The sequence below is a fragment of the Clostridium lacusfryxellense genome (genome assembly GCF_018861735.1).
Classification (GTDB): Bacteria; Bacillota; Clostridia; order Clostridiales; family Clostridiaceae; genus Clostridium_AD; species Clostridium_AD lacusfryxellense.
In genome coordinates this window covers 25,258-42,380 of record NZ_JAHLEB010000046.1, presented here as the reverse complement: position 1 = coordinate 42,380, position 17,123 = coordinate 25,258, and the positions used below count along the sequence as shown (strand labels likewise).

The following is a 17,123-nucleotide window of genomic DNA, read 5'->3' as shown; positions in this document are numbered from 1 at the left end:
CAACAATTATACCAAACAGAGGGGGTCATTGTTTTTTGTGCTGAAAATAGCTACAAACCTTGCAATAGCAGGGTTTTAAATAAATAAAGCAAAGATAGTGTTAACACTATCCTTCTTAAACTAGGGGTCCCTTCTATGACTGCAGTAAAAGTTATGGGAAGAGGAAAGAAAAAAATAGCATATGAATTGTTTCAAAATGCTTTTGATGAAAATGATGAACTTCCTAAAATAGTAGCAGAACAATTGTCTGAGGTTCACAGATTAATGCCAAAGAGAATGATATTATTAGGCGTTTTGGATAAAGACGTAAAAGCTATAGTGGATACAATTATTGAAGTAAATCAAAATGGTAACCCGGGAAACGGAAAGATTTTTGTTCAGGCGGTAGAGGATGTCATTACAGTGAGAACTGGTCAAACTGGAGTAGAAGCAATTTAATAAAATGAAGAGAGGTGAAGTATATGAAGGATTTTATGGATAAGGTTCTGGAGAAATACCCTGCAAAAACTTTTAAAAGCAGAAAAGAACATATAGTTATTAAAAAAGCAAGTGAAGCACCACAAAAGATAATAGCTAATACTAGGACAATTCCAGGGATGATCACTAATCGAGGATGTTGTTATGCGGGTTGTAAAGGAGTTGTACTTGGTCCTATAAAGGATATGATTCATATAGTTCATGGTCCTATAGGTTGTTCTTATTATACTTGGGGTACAAGACGTAATAAGGCGAAAACCCAGCCAGGAGGTCAAAACTATATAGAATACTGTTTTTCAACAGACATGCAAGAAAGTGATATCATTTTTGGTGGAGAAAAGAAGTTAAGGGCGGCTATTACAGAGGCTGTTGAAATATTCAATCCCAAAGCAATAACAATTTCTGCTACTTGCCCAGTTGGATTAATTGGTGATGATATAAATGCTGTAGCTGTTTGGGCAGAAAAAACTTACGGGATTCAAGTTTTATCTTTTAATTGTGAAGGATATAAAGGAGTAAGTCAATCCGCGGGACATCATATTGCTAATAATAATTTAATGAGAAGTGTAATTGGAACAGGAACTAAAGTACCAACTAAAAAACACTCAATAAACATGTTAGGTGAGTATAACATCGGTGGAGACGGATGGGAAGTTGCTAGAATACTTAAAAAAGTAGGTTATGATATAGTCTGTGTAATGACAGGAGATGGAAGTTATGAGGAAATAAAAAATGCTCATACTGCGCAGCTTAATTTAGTTCAATGTCACAGATCTATAAATTATATAGCTGAAATGATGGAAGTTAAATATGGAATACCTTGGATAAAAGTTAATTTCATAGGAGCTACGGGTACAACGCAAACACTGAGGGATATAGCATTATATTTCGGAGAACCAGAACTGATAGAGAAAACAGAACAGATAATTGCGGAGGAAATAGCTGAAATTGAAGGTCAAATGCAATATTATAAAACAAGACTTGAAGGTAAAACTGCATGTTTATATGTAGGAGGCTCAAGGTCTCATCATTATCAAACACTTTTAAGGGAACTCGGAGTTGAGACTGTTGTTTCTGGTTATGAGTTCGCACATAGGGATGATTATGAAGGTAGAGAAGTTATTCCTAGTATAAAACTTGATGCAGACAGTAAAAATATTGAGCATTTAACAGTTGAGAAAGATGAGAAGAAATACAGAATGATTCTATCACCTGAAAAGTATGAAGAGTTAGCTAAGATAATACCACTAGCAAAATATGATGGTCTTATCAAAGATGAGAATGAAGGTACTATAATAATAGACGATATAAATCATTATGAAACAGAGGAAATAATTAAAAAATTAAAACCTGACATGTTCTTTTCAGGTATTAAAGATAAGTATGTAGTTCAAAAGATGGGAGTAATGTCTAGGCAGTTACATTCTTATGATTATTCAGGACCATATGCTGGGTATAAAGGAGCAGTAATTTTCGCTAGAGATATAACTTCAGGTGTTCATACTCCTGCATGGAGATATGTAACAGCGCCGTGGAAAGTAGAACCATTATTAGAAGGAAAAGTTGTTGGAGGTGATGAGTAATGTTAGATTTAACCACAAAAAAGATTGTAGAAAGAAAAGCATTAAGAATTAATCCTGCAAAAACTTGTCAACCTATTGGGGCAATGTACGCTGCACTCGGTGTTCACGCTTGTCTGCCTCATAGTCATGGTTCTCAAGGATGTTGTTCTTATCATAGAATGCAACTTACTAGGCATTTTAAGGAACCAGTAATGGCAACTACTAGTGCATTCACAGAAGGAGCATCAGTATTTGGTGGAGGATCAAATATGAAAACTGCAGTAAAAAATATATTTGAGCTTTATGCGCCAGATATAATTGCAGTTCATACTACATGTTTATCAGAAACTATTGGGGATGATCTTAAAACAATGATTTCACAAGTTCAACCTGATGTACCAGAAGGTAAATATGTAATTCATGCTAATACACCAAGTTATGCAGGTTCACATGTAACAGGTTTTTCTAGTATGGTAAAAGCATTTGTGTCTTACTTGTCTGTAAATAGTGGAACTAAAAGCAATCGAATTAATGTTATTCCAGGCTGGGTAGAACCAGGTGATATGAAAGAAATAAAAAGAATTCTTAGTCTTATGGAAATTGACAATATTCTTTTTCCGGATACAAGTGGTGTGTTAGATGCACCAATGACAGGAACTTTTGAAATGTATCCAGAAGGTGGTACTAAAATCGAAGACATTATTGATGCAGGAAATTCTAAGTTAACATTAGCACTTGGCACGTATACTTCAGAAGCTGCTGCAATAGAACTTGAGAAAAAATGTAAAGTTCCTATGAAAACTTTAGGTATTCCGATTGGTATTGAAGCTACAGATAGGTTGATTTCAGAACTCGCAACACTTACTCATAAAGCTGTTCCTAGTTCTATAGAAGTAGAAAGAGGACAATTAGTAGATTTAATGTTAGATAGTCAAGCATATTTTAGTGGTAAGAAAGTTGCTATTTACGGTGATCCAGACACAGTTCTTGGACTCGTGGAATTTGTAATTAGTTTAGGTATGATTCCTAAGTTTGTGATTTCAGGAACTCCTGGAGATACTTTTGCAAGGCAAATCAATGCAGTATTAGCTGAAAATGAAATAACAGATGCAGTAGTTAAAGGGTCAGCTGATTTGTTTGAGCTTCACCAATTAATGAAAAATGAGCCTGTTGATTTATTAATGGGAAACACTCATGGTAAATTTATTGCTAGAGCTGAGGATGTACCATTTGTAAGAGTTGGTTTCCCAATACTAGACAGATATGCACATCAATATTTCCCGATAGTTGGTTATACAGGTGCAATTAGATTAATAGAAATGATGTCAAACGTGATTTTAGATAAAATAGACAGAACTTGCGCTGAAGAGGATTTTGAATTAGTAATGTAATAAAATATTTGTGGAGGTGATTATATGAAACCGGAACTGCTTAAAGGAAGAGAAGACTCAGTCTGTTATAACTCTAAAAGTGAAGGCAAAAAAATGAAGTGCGACAGTAATAGTGTATCTGGTTCTGTAAGTCAGAGAGCTTGTGTTTACGCTGGAGCAAGGGTTGTATTAAATCCCATAACAGACGCTTTCCACTTGGTTCATGGACCTATTGGATGCGCTGCGTATACTTGGGATATAAGGGGAAGTTTATCGAGCGATTCCGAAAATTACAGAAATAGTTACTCCACAGATGTTAGAGAAAAGGATGTTATATTTGGGGGTGAGAAGAAACTTGCTGCTGCTATCGATGAGATAGTAGCAGGAAATTCCTCTAAATTGATATTTGTATATTCAACATGTATTGTAGGCGTTATAGGAGATGATATTGATGCTGTTTGCAAAGCTGCTGAAAATAAACATAATATTCGGGTTATTCCAGTTAAAGCACCTGGATTTTCAGGAAATAAAGCAGTAGGTTATAGAGCTGCATGTAATGCAATATTAAATCTTATGGGAGAAAATAATTCTCCAAAAGTTAACGGTATAAATATTTTAGGTGATTTCAATTTAGCCGGAGAAATGTGGATTATAAAAAATTATTTTAAAAGAATTGGTGTTAATGTGATTGCAAGAATCACAGGAGATAGCACAAGTGATGAGATAAAAAATGCTCCAACAGCTAGTTTAAATATTGTACAGTGTGCAGGTTCTATGCATTACCTAGCTAATCAAATGGAAGAAAAATTTGGGATACCTTATATAAATGTTAGCTTTTTAGGCCTTGAGGATATAAAAGCTTCTTTAACTAATGTTGCTGAGTTTACTAAAAATAAAGAAGTAATTCAGAAAACTAAAGATTTAATATTTGCTGAGGAAAAAGCAATTGAAGATGTATTGGCTTATTATAAAAAAAGACTAACAGGTAAGAAAGTAGCAATATATGTAGGTGGTGGATTTAAAGCCATTTCACTTATAAAGCAGTTTAGAGAATTTGGAATTGAGACTGTTATGGTAGGAACTCAAACAGGTAAAGAAGAGGACTACGATATTATAAAGAAAATAACTTCTGAGGGAACAGTAATATTAGATGATACTAATCCTGCAGAATTAGAGAAATTTATATTAGAGAAAAAAGCAGATATTTTAGTCGGTGGAGTTAAAGAAAGACCACTCGCATATAAACTAGGAATTGCATTTTGTGATCATAATCATGAAAGAAAACATGCCTTATCTGGATTTGATGGTGCGGTTAACTTTGCTAAAGAAATAGATTTATCTATAAATAGTCCAGTTTGGAAATTTATTTAAAGGGGAGGTGTTAATATGGAAAATAAAAATTCAGTAAATCTTAGTGTTAACCCTTGTAAAATGTGCATGCCGCTAGGCGGAGTAATGGCACTTAAGGGAATTGAAAATAGCATGGTAATTCTGCATGGGTCTCAAGGGTGCAGCACATATATTAGGCGTCACATGGCAACTCATTTCAATGAACCAATAGATATAGCTTCTTCGTCACTTACTGAAGATGGGACAATTTATGGCGGAGCTAAGAACTTGAAAATAGGACTTAAGAATATTATTAAATTATATAATCCTAGTGTTATTGGAGTACTCACAACTTGCCTTGCAGAAACTATAGGGGAAGACATTGGACGTATAATTATAGAGTTTGGGGAAGAGGAGAAAGACACTAAGGGTATAAAGATTATTCCAATATCGACACCTGCTTATTCTGGTACTCAATCTGAAGGGTATTATAAAACACTTAGAAGACTAGTTGAATCTTTAAGTAATGATGAATTGAAAAATAATAAAATAAATGTAATTGCTGCAAATATAACTCCAGGAGATATAAGGCAATTAAAATATATTTTAAATGAGTTTGGAGTAGAATACACATTACTACCTGATATATCAGATACCTTAGATGCAGGATACACTAAGGAGTACAATAAAATTCCACCTGGAGGCACAAGACTTGAGGATATAGTTTCAATGGGAGGATCATGTGCAACTATAGAAATGGATTTCACATCAGAAATAGGGTCTACTGCAGGGGATTATCTATTAGAAGCCTTTGGAGTGCCATTATATAAATGTGCTGTGCCAATGGGAATAAAAGCTACAGACTATTTAATAAATTTAATATCTAAAATTAGTAAAAAACCTATTCCAAAAGTATTAGAAAAGGAAAGAGGAAGGTACCTAGATGGAATAATTGATTCTCATAAATACAATGGAGAAGGAAGAGTTGTTATTTTTGGAGAACCAGAAATTGTTTATGCAGTAACATCGTTATGCGTAGAAAATGGAATTAAGCCACTTCTCATAGCTACTGGTTCCAAAAATAAAATTTTAGTAAATAATTTAAAAGAACTTACAAAGGATCTTGAGATTTTACCTATTATACTAGATGATACTGACTTTGAAGTTATTGAAAAGTATTGCAAGGCACTAGATGTTAATTTATTAATTGGAGACTCAAATGGAAGAAGACTTGAAGAAAAATTAGAGATTAAACTCATAAGGATTGGATTTCCTATTCATGATAGGATTGGCGCTCAAAGAGCAGTTAATATAGGATATTTTGGTTCATTAAGATTTTTAGATGAAATCACTAATGCTCTTTTAGAAAGAAAAGAGAGGGGATATAGAAAAGATATGTATGATAAATATTATGATAACGAAAAAGTTGAAGTTTCGATAGCTCACGAAAATTCGATAACCCCGGCCGTTAAAAAAGTGATTAGTATGGAAGAAAGAACAAAAAGTCATCCTTGTTTTAATAACTGTGCACATGATAATGCTAGAATTCACATACCTGTAGCTCCAGCCTGTAATATTAGTTGCAACTATTGCAGTCGTAAGTTTGATTGTGTAAATGAGAGTAGACCAGGAGTGACAAGCACTATATTATCACCAATAGAGGCACTAGAGAGATTTAAAGAGTATAAAGCTAAACTTAAAAATCTTACAGTAGTTGGAATAGCAGGTCCTGGAGATGCATTAGCAAATTTTGATGTGGTTAAAGAGTCTATTAGGTTAATTAAAGAGGAAAGTCCTGAAATTACATTTTGTTTATCTACTAATGGATTAATGTTACCTTTTTATGCTAATGAAATATTAGAACTTGGAGTTTCGCATATTACTATAACTATTAATACAGTAGATCCAGAGATAGGTGTAAAACTTTATAAGGAAATTAATTATCTTGGTGTGAAATATACTGGAATTGAAGGAGCTCGCATTTTATTACAAAATCAATTATCAGGCCTAAAATACCTAACTTCAAAAGGACTTATTTGCAAGGTGAACATAGTTTATGTAAAAGGTGTTAATGATATTGGAATAGAGGATACAGTTAAAAAAGTTAAAGAATGTGGAGCCTTTATGACAAATATTATGCCGATGATAAATGCACCGGGCAGTGTATTTGAAGATATTATAACAGTCAATAATGAAGAATTGTTATCTATGAGAAAAAAATGCGAAATCGATCTTAAACAAATGTATCATTGTAAACAGTGTAGAGCGGATGCTGTAGGAACACTTGGTAATGATATATCACAAGAGGCAGAAGTTACAATATCATCAGAGAGCGATGATATTAAAACAATCAGATTTGCAGTAGCATCTAAGTCAGGACTTAATGTGGATCAGCATTTTGGACATGCTACAGAGTTCTATATATATGATTTTGCAAGTGGCGATGCAACATTTGTTGAAAAAAGGAAAATACCTAAATTTTGTACAGGTGTCGATGATTGCAATGAGAGTCATGAAGATAAGATAGATTATATAATAAAAACTATTGATGACTGCTCTGGAGTGCTTGCTCTTAGAATTGGGGATGTACCTAAACAAAAACTTGAAAAGAAAGATATAAAAGTATATCTTTTATGTGATGAGATTAGAAGTGGAATTAGAAAAATAGTAGGGGAGGCAGTGTCATGAATAAACCAGAGTTTCACATTTTTGTCTGTACAAGTTCTAGAATAAATGGAACACAAAAGGGGTATTGTCATTCAAATGAATCAACTGAAATAGTGACTAATTTCTTAGAAGCTATAGAAGAGAATGACATTAGTGATAAGGTAATGGTATCTAATACTGGATGTTTTGGATTATGTAATGATGGACCAATAGTTGTTATATATCCAGAAGGAACATGGTATGGCAAGGTAACACCAGATGATGTACTCGAAATTGTGGAATCACATTTAATTAATGGAAACATAGTAAAAAGGTTAGAAATATAATTAAAAATAAATATTAGTTATATTGTAGATTGAAAAGGGGAGTGTTATTAATGTCAGTAGTTATAAATGGAAGAGAAAAATTTATTATTGATAGGACATTAATAACTATTACCCAAAAGAGCCTTGACCGAAATACAATTCATGAAAATGGATTAGCTGAGTTCATTATAAATTTAAAAAAAATAGGAGTAGATTTTTTTGAGATTGATGAGAGGACTTTTAATTATGTGGGACCTCTGATAATATCAGAGGCCTTTATTTTTAGAATAGATGAACTTAAACAATTGGAATTTTGTAGAAAAAGTGGTATAGAGTATATTATAATAAAAGAAGAAAATTTAGAATTAGTTAATATATGTAATAACAATAACTATAACTTTAAGATTATATTAGAAATAGGTACTAATTTATTTAAGAGAAATAATATTAATAAGATTATAGATGTAAATAAATTATTTTCTATAAGAGTTAAAGGTGAAAACAATTGGCTTTTTAATGATTATATAACTACAAATTGCAATGTTAAAACCGATATGTATGCAAGCAATGAATTTTCCATGGCAACCTCTATTGGGTTTCAGGCTATAAGCAGGGGGTATAGTTATGTAACTACTAGCTTTTGTGGCAAGGACGGGGTATATGGCACAACAGCTTTAGAGGAATTATTAGTTGCGTTGCAGGTTATTCTAGGAACGAAGATAAATGGCGAAATAAGTTTGCTCTCGCAAATGAGAAAGCAATATGAGAAAATAACCCATTGTAAGTTACCTAATAATAAACCTGTTATAGGTGTAGATGTATTCAAATATGAATCTGGAGTACATGTTGCTGGAATCCAAAAAAATCCAGAAACATATGAACCATTTAAACCTGAACTTGTTGGACTTGAGCGAAAGCTAGCATTGGGTAAACACTCCGGTAAGAACTCAGTAATTTGTAAACTTAAAGAACTTGGCATAGAAAATGAATTTAATGTATGTGACATTATTACAATATTAGAAAAGGTTAAAAATATTAGCATATCAAATAAAGTTGAACTTTCAGATAAGGACTTTATAGAGATATGCAGCACAATTGAGAGGCTACATTATGTGTAAGATTGTTGATACTACGCTAAGAGATGGTGAGCAAATGGCGGGTGTTGAGCTTGGGTTTGATAACAAAATTGAATTTGCAAAAATAATAGATTCGAAAAATGTATATCAAATTGAGGCTGGTACCCCTGCCATGGGTGGTGATGAAAAAAAGAGTATTGAAAAATTAATGAGCCTGGGTCTCAAAAGTAAAATATCAGCATGGAATAGAATGAATATAAACGATATAAATCATTCTATTGATTGTGGGGTTGATATTGTGCATATTGCAGTACCGGTCTCTGATATACAAATAAAGTGGAAACTAGGAAAGGATAGAAGTTGGGTTATAAACCAAATGAAAAAGAGCGTCTATTATGCTGAAGAAAAGGGCCTTGAAGTTGTAGTGGGACTTGAAGATGCCTCGAGGACTTCTACAGATTTTTTAGTACAAGTTATCAAAGAAGTCAAGGAACTTGGCATAAAGCGAATTAGATATGCAGACACCGTAGGCATATTGTATCCTGAGAAAACTTTTAAAATAATTTATGATATAAAAAGACAAACGGGTATTTCCATTGAATTTCATGCACATAATGACTTTGGTATGGCAGTTGCAAACTCAGCTTCCGCGGTTATGGCTGGTGCTGAATACGTGGATACTACATTTGGGGGAATAGGAGAAAGAGCAGGTAATTGTGATTATATAAAATTTATGGAGGCAATAAATAAAAATAAACAATAAAATAAGGAGGATAATTTATCATATTTATATGATGAATAGAAAATTATATGGAGATTGCAGTATTTCAAGACGTTAGTGGGAAAACACAATCTTTCCTAGAGCCTGGTATAATTAAAGTTTATTCAAGGCATTTGGGGAAATGGGCAGTAACTAAAGAAATTATGTTTAAAATTGACAATATAGGAGGACTAAAAGCAATTAGAGAAAATATTATAAATATGACAGAATCCTTAGGGGATTGCAATGTTTTTGTTGGGAGAGACATAAAAGGAATGGTTTATAACGTTCTTGATGGAATGGGATTCAATACATGGGAAATAGAAGGAGAACCTTTGGAATTTTTGGAGTTTGTGTATGAGAAGGAAGAAGAAGAGGCAAAAGCAAATGCTTTAGAAGGTAAGGCTTATAAATCACCTCAAATAATTTTACTTAAAGATGGAACCTATTTTTTAGATTTGAAGAAAATTCAGGAGAACGATGTTAACATTACTTCAAAGGGAATATTGTTACCGTTCCTAAATACCACAGTTTTTTATGGACTTGAAATAATTTGCAAGCATATTCCACATTGGTTTGAGGTCGAATTTAAAAGACTCAATTTGAAAATGAAAAATGAAATTATTGGAAATAATGAGGTTAAAGTTACAATACATCCTATGATTTGTGAAGAAGAGGAGTAATGAATATTCTATTTTGGAGATGATAATATGGAAGGATTTAAGACTAGTTATGGAATGCTTAATGGTATAAGTAGTATTGAATTTTATAATGGAGGCGCCATAAAGGAATGTAAATTAAATAAATACTCCGAAATGAAAACTATTTATGGGAAGCTAGTACCTCAATATGACGGAGCAGAATTAAGAAGAAAATACAAAAGATCACTATCGTTTTATGAAAATGGAAGTTTACAAAGCATCTCTTTTCAAAAACAGACTACTATTGATACAAGTATTGGTAAGTTACCTGCAGAACTTGCTGTATTTTATGAAAATGGAAAGATTAAACGTATTTTTCCTTTAAACGGCAAGATGACTGCCTATTGGACCGAGCAAAATGAATATAAACTCGCGGAAGAATTAAATTTTAGTTTAGAATTTGGAGCCTTTAAGAAAAAGATTATTGGGATTAGTTTTTATGAATCAGATTCGGTTAAAAGCTTAACCTTATGGCCAAAAGATTTCATTGAGGTACTAACACCTTGTGGTATTATTGAAACGCGTATAGGGGTATCATTATATCCAAATGGTGCTGTCAAATCATGTGAACCAAGAAAACAAACAATGATTAATACTATAATTGGTGAACTACATGCATTTGATGTTGGGGCTATTGGTATTAATGGAGATGTAAATTCTTTGAATTTTAACGAGGATGGAACTATTAAATCATTGCGATCATCACTAGATAAAATATCAATTAAAGATATAGATGGCCAGTTGAAAACACATGAACCAGGATTAAAAACAAATAGATTTAATCCTTTAGCTATGGATGTGGTACCAATGAACATTCAATTCTATGAAGGCAAAATAAAAATTAATGAAGATGAATATATTATAAAAGAAAATGAATTTTATATTGATAAATATATTAGAAAATTTTTAAGAAGCTAGTTATAGTTCTTTTTAGTATTTAATACCCTTATATGATGTTGAAATTTATAAAAGCTATTGTATATTAATTTATAAGTTTGTTATTTTAGTAAAAAAGAGGTAATATTTTATTGATATATTATTTTATCTTTAATTAAAATAAACAAATATGAAATTGTTGCTTTAATAAATTAAACATATATGAGGTGGTTTATAAATGCTTGAATTAAGCGATATTCTTATGAAAAAGGAATCAACTATTGAGAAAAAAATATATACAAAATCTTCGCTTATGGGTATTAGTCATGGTCTTGAAGATATGATAGTTGAGTTTAAATTAAAATCTGAAATTTTTGTATCATTTCAAAAGTTTGAATTTTTTATGGTAGAACTTGAAAGGTATAAAATTCTTGATAATTTATGCGAAAAAGTTTATGTATTTGCTCGAAATATTAATTTTGATAGTGTAAAAGATTTTAAAAACACAGTATTTATTGAACTTAATGAGGATGATTTAATGATAGATGAATGGAACATTATTATAAATCATAATGAGCATCCTGCCATTTTTATAAGTAAGGAAATATTTTATGATGAACCTGCAAAAGAGGATCAATTTAGAAAATTTAGTGGATATTTAAGTTTCTCAGCAAATATCCTATATGAAGCATTAATAATAATGAAAAATAAACTGGGTAAGTATGGTATTAATTATAATTTACGAAGGATTGAATGTGAAAATATTGAACAGGACATAATGACTAGAAAAATGAGTTTTTTTATAAATCATACTCTCAGCGAGATAGAGGATAAAAATTCTCAATTGATATCAAGAAATGCCATGCTTGAAAATGCTCTTAGTGAAAATGGAGAGCTTACAAACGAAATTATAAAACGTTTATGTTATGCGGCTGAATACAGAGATGATGATTCTGCAGTTCACATGGCCCGAATGAGTATATATTCATCAATTTTATATGAAAAGGTAGAAACATCTCAGGAAAAAATTAATTTAATGAATTATGCAGCTTTAATGCATGATATAGGGAAGATAGGCATTCCAGATTCGGTTCTCTTAAAACCTGGTAAGCTTACAACGCAGGAATTTGAAATAATGAAAACACACACAGTTATCGGGGCGAAGATACTTAAGGGATCGAAACGTAGTGTAATTAAAATGGGTTATGAGCTAGCCCTAAGTCATCATGAAAAATGGGATGGTAGTGGGTATCCATCAGGGCTTAAGGGTAAGGATATACCATTAACTGCTAGAGTTGTAGCTATTACAGATGTTTTTGATGCATTGTCTACAGAAAGAGTATATAAGAAGGCTTTCAAAATTGAAACTTGTTTAGATATATTAAAGGCAGAGAGGAACAAACATTTCGACGGTGAATTAGTAGATTTATTTCTGGAAAACATTGAAAAAATAATCAAATGTAAAAACACTATCGATTTGAAATTTTTAAGGAATGAAAATGAAGATGTGTTTGAGTTATTGTTTAATAATCCTATAAGCTTTTTCATTAAAGAATAAAAAATATTATACTATTATGATGGTAGGAGAAAGTTAAAAAATGATAAATTTGATGCAATCAAAAACAGTTAAGATAACAATGGCTGCAACAATAGCAGTTCTTATATCCACCTATTTAGAATTAGATTTTGCAGTAACAGCAGGCATAATTGCAATACTAAGTATTCAAGATACAAAAAGAGAAGCTCTATTAGTTGGTTCAAAAAGAATAATTGCATCATCAATAGCAATAATTTTATCTTTTGCATTATATGTTTTACTTGGAAATAACTCGGTTGTATTCGGAGTGTTTTTACTTGTATTTATACCTATAACAAATATTTTGAAAATAAATGAGGGCATGGTTGTTGGTGCAGTATTGTCAACGCATCTTTTAATAAGTACAAATATTAATATATATTGGATTATAAATGAAGTTAAGTTAACTATAATAGGCATTGGAGTCGCAATGATATTTAATTTATACACAAAATCATTAGAAGAAGATTTTGAGAAAAACAAGGAATCTTTAGAAGAAAAATATAGGTTGATATTATCAGATATGGCAGAAAGTTTAGTTTCGCAAGCTGTACCAATCTATGATAAAAAAATACTTTTAGATATTGAAGAATTAATTAAAAATACTAAATTAATGGCTCAAATAATAAACAATAATCATTTATTTAAGACTAATAATTATTACGTAGATTATATAGATATGAGGCTAATGCAATTAGATGCTATAAAAAGAATGAAAAGACATTTTTCTAGGTTTTATATGACTTACGAGCAAACTAGGTTATTGTCAGTGTTTACAAATGATGTTGCAATTAATATACGTGAAGATAATGATTGCATAAAGCTTATTGACGAGCTCGATTTACTTAGGAAATATTATAAAATGATGGAACTTCCCAAAAATAGAATTGAATTTGAAAATAGAGCGTTATTGTTCCAATTCTTAAATGATTTAGAGGATTTCTTGGTTATTAAAAAGGAATTCAAAGAATATTCTAACAATTTCAAATAATTAACTAAATCTAAACATTTTTATAACATAATCTTTACAATTAACTACTATAATAAATGTATCATGTACAATTTATTATAAAAATATCAATTAAGTGGCTTAAGGAATTTTAGTTTTATTAATCTAATTATTTATTAGAAAGGTGGAGATTAGAATGAAAGAAGAGGAATTATTATATAATGCTATTTTTCCAGAGGATAATGATCCTAATCATATTAATTATGGATATTTTATAGGTAGGAGCAAAAAAAGTGTAGATAGATTGAAATCTATAATTAACGAAAGTCAATTAAACCCAATATTAATTTGTGATGATAATAAGGATAATGCTTTTTTTGTTAAAGTTTTTGAAAGTGAAGTAGATAGATTTTTGAAGATTGTAGATGAGCTCAAGTTTAAACAAATTATTATAAATAGTTGCCATATGAACGAGGTAAAATATATGTTCGAAGAAGAAATAATGAATCATATAAAAAAAGGGCAAAAGTCACATAAATATATGTTGCCACAGAAATTTAATAGAGGGAAAAGAGACTGGAAATTACCAGATGTAATAAAGTTTAATCCTACAAATGAAAACAAACCTACATTAAAAGGAGTAATTAATTTATAAAAATTCTAAAATTTAATCTAGTTAACTATTATATATAGGATTGTCTATTAATGGCAAGCCTATATTTTTTTAGCTTAACAAAGAAATAATAATATTTATTGTCTAAGAAGGTGAAATATGCTAAAATTTAGATAATTACAATAATATATAAAAAATGACAAAGTCAGCGAATAAATATTCAATATATTTAGTGTCATAGGAGGAATTTTACAAATGCTGCAACAAAAACATGAGCAAGAACCAACTTATATTACTGAATCTAAAAAAAGGTGTATTGAATTAGGTATGAATCCTAATGAGCTAGGAACACCTAAAAATGTTTTAACAGAATTAGAGATTAAAGAGAAAAAACATGATTATAAAGAAATCTTAGAGGTTGTAAAATTCTTTAGTGAGAAAATAATTAAATCACTAGAAGGTACTCCTATATTAATTACTATATCAGATGAAAATGGTTATTTATTAGATATTCTAGGAGATGAAACAATTAAATCAACTATAGAGTTACTAGGAATTAAAACTGGTAATCAATTTAGTGAAGATATGGGCACAAATGTTGTTAGTTTAACTTTAAAACAAAATCACCCTGTACAGTTGATTGGAACAAATCATTTTAATAAAGCGTTATTTGGTAGTGCTTGTTATGGAGTACCATTTCATTATACCGATGACAATAATTTACTTGGAAGTATATGTATAATGACGGCGGTTATACTTCATAACCCGTTTTTTTTATTGACATTAACTACTGTAGTAGATGCAATAGAACGTGAATTATTACTTAGAAAACAAAATTCCAAACTTAATATAATGAACGAAATGATGATAAATAAGAATAAAATAATTGAGGGACAGAAAAAAGAATTGGAAAAATCATTGAAAGCACAGGAGGAGTTTTTGACTAACATATCCCATGAACTTAAAACTCCACTCAATGTTATATATTCAACAATACAACTATTTAATATGTATTGTAAAAATGGTTCATTAGATCAAAATAAAGATTCTATTTTTAGTTATATTAATTCAATGATGCAAAATTGCTATAGGTTATCTAAACTCATCAATAACATAGTAGACTTATCAAAAATTGAAGCTGGATTCTTTGAACTTTCATTATCGAATTATAATATAGTAGAAATTGTAGAGGAAATAGTAAATTCTGTTGCGGCTTATACTGATATTAAAGGATTAAATATAATTTTCGATACAGACATTGAGGAAAGAATTATAGCTTGTGACCCAGAGAAGATAGAAAGGATAGTATTAAATCTTATATCAAATGCAATTAAATTTTCTGATGCGGGAAACGAAATATTTGTTAATATTAAAGATAATGATAAATTTATTGAAATATCAATAAAAGATAATGGTATAGGGATTGAGAATGACCAATTGGATATAATATTTAATAGATTTAAGCAGGTGGATAAATCACTGTCAAGAAATGCAGAGGGCACAGGAATAGGACTAAGTTTAGTTAAAGCTCTTGTTGAAATGCATCAGGGCACCATATATGTTGAAAGTGAAATTGGAAAAGGAAGTAAGTTTACATTTGAACTTCCATCTCAAAAAGTGAAACAAGAAGATATATTAATTAGTAAAACGATTAGAAGTAAAATTGAGGATTTACAAGTTGAACTTTCTGATGTGTTTTCATAAGGATGAAAAGGTAATAGAAAATTAACTAAATTTAAAAATAGTAAAGAGTAAATAAATCGTATTTATTTATTGCTAATATACGGAGTTGATAATGTGCGAAAAAGAACGTTAGTGGTTACAATTGCAGTGATTTTATGTGGGGTAATATTAGGAAGCGGTTATTTGTATTATAAGCATATAACAACAATAAATGCTTGTGATATTAATATTATATTTAAGAAAAGTCAAACAATTGAGCAAGTAGCAAAGCAGCTACAAGAAAAAAATATAATAAAAGATGAGGGTACATTTATATATCATGCCAATAAAAAGGGACTTAAGGAAAGCGTTAAGGCAGGGAATTATATAATAAATCCTAGAACAAATTTAAATGATCTTATTACAAGGTTTAAGAACGGGAAATCAGACTTTACTATTATAACTATACCTGAGGGATATACGTTATATCAAATTGGTACTATTCTTGAAAAAAGTAATATTGTAAAAACACAAGATGTATTAAATGAAAAACTTGATGTTTTAAAAACAAATACTTTACTACTTAACCAAAAAGACGTTTATTATGATTTAGAGGGGTATTTGTTTCCAGATACCTATTTTATACTTAACGGAAGTACTAAAGAAGAGATTATAAATATAATGGTAAATAGATTTAAAATGGTTTTTTCAGATAAAAATAAGGCTCGAGCTAAAGAATTAGGGTTAGATGTTAATGAGGTTATAACTATAGCTTCACTAATTGAAAAAGAAACAGCAAATGATAGCGAGAAAAGTATAATATCTGGAGTTATTTATAACAGGCTCAAAAAAGGAATGCTACTTCAAGTGGATGCAGCAGTTATTTATGCAAAGACAAGAGGAGAAAAGAGTCTTGACAAGGTATATTATAATGATCTTAAGATTAAGTCGAAATACAATACATACTTATATAAGGGGTTGCCACCAGGACCAATATCATCACCAGGGAAAGCTTCAATAGAAGCCGCACTATATCCTCAAAAAAATGATTATTTATATTACTTAGCAAATGGAAATAAACATGTATTCAGTAAAACTTATAATGAACACTTAATAAATGAAAATAAATACATTAAATAATATTTAAAAACATTAAAGACTTAATTATAACATATGAAGTCTTTAATGTTTTTTGTTTCA

Annotated in this window: 14 protein-coding genes and 1 pseudogene; all 15 read left to right on the top strand. The window is 30.5% G+C overall.

The genetic code is table 11. The annotated features are described in order from the left end of the window. Positions 1-105: 105 nt before the first annotated feature. A pseudogene (locus tag KPL55_RS19835) lies at positions 106-438 on the top strand (P-II family nitrogen regulator); the annotation flags it as partial. Between the two features lie 23 nt (positions 439-461). Next, complete coding sequence (gene nifD, locus KPL55_RS19830) at positions 462-2,060, top strand: nitrogenase molybdenum-iron protein alpha chain (protein WP_216308486.1); 1,599 nt, start codon at positions 462-464, stop codon at positions 2,058-2,060. Beyond that, positions 2,060-3,430, top strand: a complete 1,371-nt coding sequence (nifK, locus tag KPL55_RS19825) for a nitrogenase molybdenum-iron protein subunit beta (RefSeq protein ID WP_216308485.1) — start codon at positions 2,060-2,062, stop codon at positions 3,428-3,430. The genes nifD and nifK overlap by 1 nt, the downstream gene beginning before the upstream one ends. Before the next feature lie 24 nt (positions 3,431-3,454). Next, positions 3,455-4,780, top strand: a complete 1,326-nt coding sequence (gene nifE, locus KPL55_RS19820; RefSeq protein WP_216308484.1) for a nitrogenase iron-molybdenum cofactor biosynthesis protein NifE — start codon at positions 3,455-3,457, stop codon at positions 4,778-4,780. A 15-nt stretch (positions 4,781-4,795) separates the two neighbouring features. Next, entirely contained in the window at positions 4,796-7,426 is a 2,631-nt protein-coding gene (gene nifB, locus KPL55_RS19815; protein WP_216308483.1) for a nitrogenase cofactor biosynthesis protein NifB, read from the top strand. Beyond that, positions 7,423-7,731 (top strand): 2Fe-2S ferredoxin, encoded by a 309-nt coding sequence (locus tag KPL55_RS19810; RefSeq protein WP_216308482.1) that lies wholly within the window; start codon positions 7,423-7,425, stop codon positions 7,729-7,731. The genes nifB and KPL55_RS19810 overlap by 4 nt, the downstream gene beginning before the upstream one ends. Before the next feature lie 50 nt (positions 7,732-7,781). After that, positions 7,782-8,828: a homocitrate synthase/isopropylmalate synthase family protein gene (locus KPL55_RS19805; protein WP_216308481.1), complete on the top strand. Its 1,047-nt coding sequence runs from the start codon at positions 7,782-7,784 to the stop codon at positions 8,826-8,828. Next, on the top strand, positions 8,821-9,549 hold the full coding sequence (locus KPL55_RS19800; protein ID WP_246599682.1) for a hydroxymethylglutaryl-CoA lyase-like TIM-barrel protein: 729 nt from the start codon (positions 8,821-8,823) through the stop codon (positions 9,547-9,549). The genes KPL55_RS19805 and KPL55_RS19800 overlap by 8 nt, the downstream gene beginning before the upstream one ends. A gap of 47 nt (positions 9,550-9,596) precedes the next feature. After that, entirely contained in the window at positions 9,597-10,229 is a 633-nt protein-coding gene (gene anfO / locus KPL55_RS19795; protein ID WP_216308480.1) for a Fe-only nitrogenase accessory protein AnfO, read from the top strand. 27 nt (positions 10,230-10,256) lie between these two features. Further along, entirely contained in the window at positions 10,257-11,165 is a 909-nt protein-coding gene (locus KPL55_RS19790; RefSeq protein WP_216308479.1) for a hypothetical protein, read from the top strand. Between the two features lie 196 nt (positions 11,166-11,361). Beyond that, positions 11,362-12,681 (top strand): HD domain-containing phosphohydrolase, encoded by a 1,320-nt coding sequence (locus KPL55_RS19785; RefSeq protein ID WP_216308478.1) that lies wholly within the window; start codon positions 11,362-11,364, stop codon positions 12,679-12,681. A gap of 40 nt (positions 12,682-12,721) precedes the next feature. Then, positions 12,722-13,690, top strand: a complete 969-nt coding sequence (locus KPL55_RS19780) for an aromatic acid exporter family protein (RefSeq protein ID WP_216308477.1) — start codon at positions 12,722-12,724, stop codon at positions 13,688-13,690. 154 nt (positions 13,691-13,844) lie between these two features. Further along, on the top strand, positions 13,845-14,303 hold the full coding sequence (locus KPL55_RS19775) for a hypothetical protein (RefSeq protein ID WP_216308476.1): 459 nt from the start codon (positions 13,845-13,847) through the stop codon (positions 14,301-14,303). A 213-nt stretch (positions 14,304-14,516) separates the two neighbouring features. Continuing rightward, positions 14,517-15,965 carry a sensor histidine kinase gene (locus KPL55_RS19770; RefSeq protein WP_216308475.1) on the top strand — a complete coding sequence of 483 codons (1,449 nt, stop codon included), beginning with the start codon at positions 14,517-14,519 and terminating at the stop codon, positions 15,963-15,965. A gap of 93 nt (positions 15,966-16,058) precedes the next feature. After that, positions 16,059-17,063, top strand: coding sequence for an endolytic transglycosylase MltG (gene mltG / locus KPL55_RS19765; protein ID WP_216308474.1), 1,005 nt, complete (start codon positions 16,059-16,061; stop codon positions 17,061-17,063). The last annotated feature ends 60 nt before the right edge of the window (positions 17,064-17,123 follow it).

What these genes read in the sequence shown, in the direction of transcription:
- nifD (WP_216308486.1), top strand. Translation starts at nt 462, where the DNA reads ATGAAGGATTTTATGGATAAGGTTCTGGAGAAATACCCTGCAAAAACT.
- KPL55_RS19785 (WP_216308478.1), top strand. Translation starts at nt 11,362, where the DNA reads ATGCTTGAATTAAGCGATATTCTTATGAAAAAGGAATCAACTATTGAG.
- nifB (WP_216308483.1), top strand. Translation starts at nt 4,796, where the DNA reads ATGGAAAATAAAAATTCAGTAAATCTTAGTGTTAACCCTTGTAAAATG.
- nifE (WP_216308484.1), top strand. Translation starts at nt 3,455, where the DNA reads ATGAAACCGGAACTGCTTAAAGGAAGAGAAGACTCAGTCTGTTATAAC.
- KPL55_RS19800 (WP_246599682.1), top strand. Translation starts at nt 8,821, where the DNA reads ATGTGTAAGATTGTTGATACTACGCTAAGAGATGGTGAGCAAATGGCG.
- anfO (WP_216308480.1), top strand. Translation starts at nt 9,597, where the DNA reads ATGGAGATTGCAGTATTTCAAGACGTTAGTGGGAAAACACAATCTTTC.
- KPL55_RS19770 (WP_216308475.1), top strand. Translation starts at nt 14,517, where the DNA reads ATGCTGCAACAAAAACATGAGCAAGAACCAACTTATATTACTGAATCT.
- KPL55_RS19775 (WP_216308476.1), top strand. Translation starts at nt 13,845, where the DNA reads ATGAAAGAAGAGGAATTATTATATAATGCTATTTTTCCAGAGGATAAT.
- KPL55_RS19780 (WP_216308477.1), top strand. Translation starts at nt 12,722, where the DNA reads ATGATAAATTTGATGCAATCAAAAACAGTTAAGATAACAATGGCTGCA.
- KPL55_RS19790 (WP_216308479.1), top strand. Translation starts at nt 10,257, where the DNA reads ATGGAAGGATTTAAGACTAGTTATGGAATGCTTAATGGTATAAGTAGT.
- KPL55_RS19805 (WP_216308481.1), top strand. Translation starts at nt 7,782, where the DNA reads ATGTCAGTAGTTATAAATGGAAGAGAAAAATTTATTATTGATAGGACA.
- KPL55_RS19810 (WP_216308482.1), top strand. Translation starts at nt 7,423, where the DNA reads ATGAATAAACCAGAGTTTCACATTTTTGTCTGTACAAGTTCTAGAATA.
- nifK (WP_216308485.1), top strand. Translation starts at nt 2,060, where the DNA reads ATGTTAGATTTAACCACAAAAAAGATTGTAGAAAGAAAAGCATTAAGA.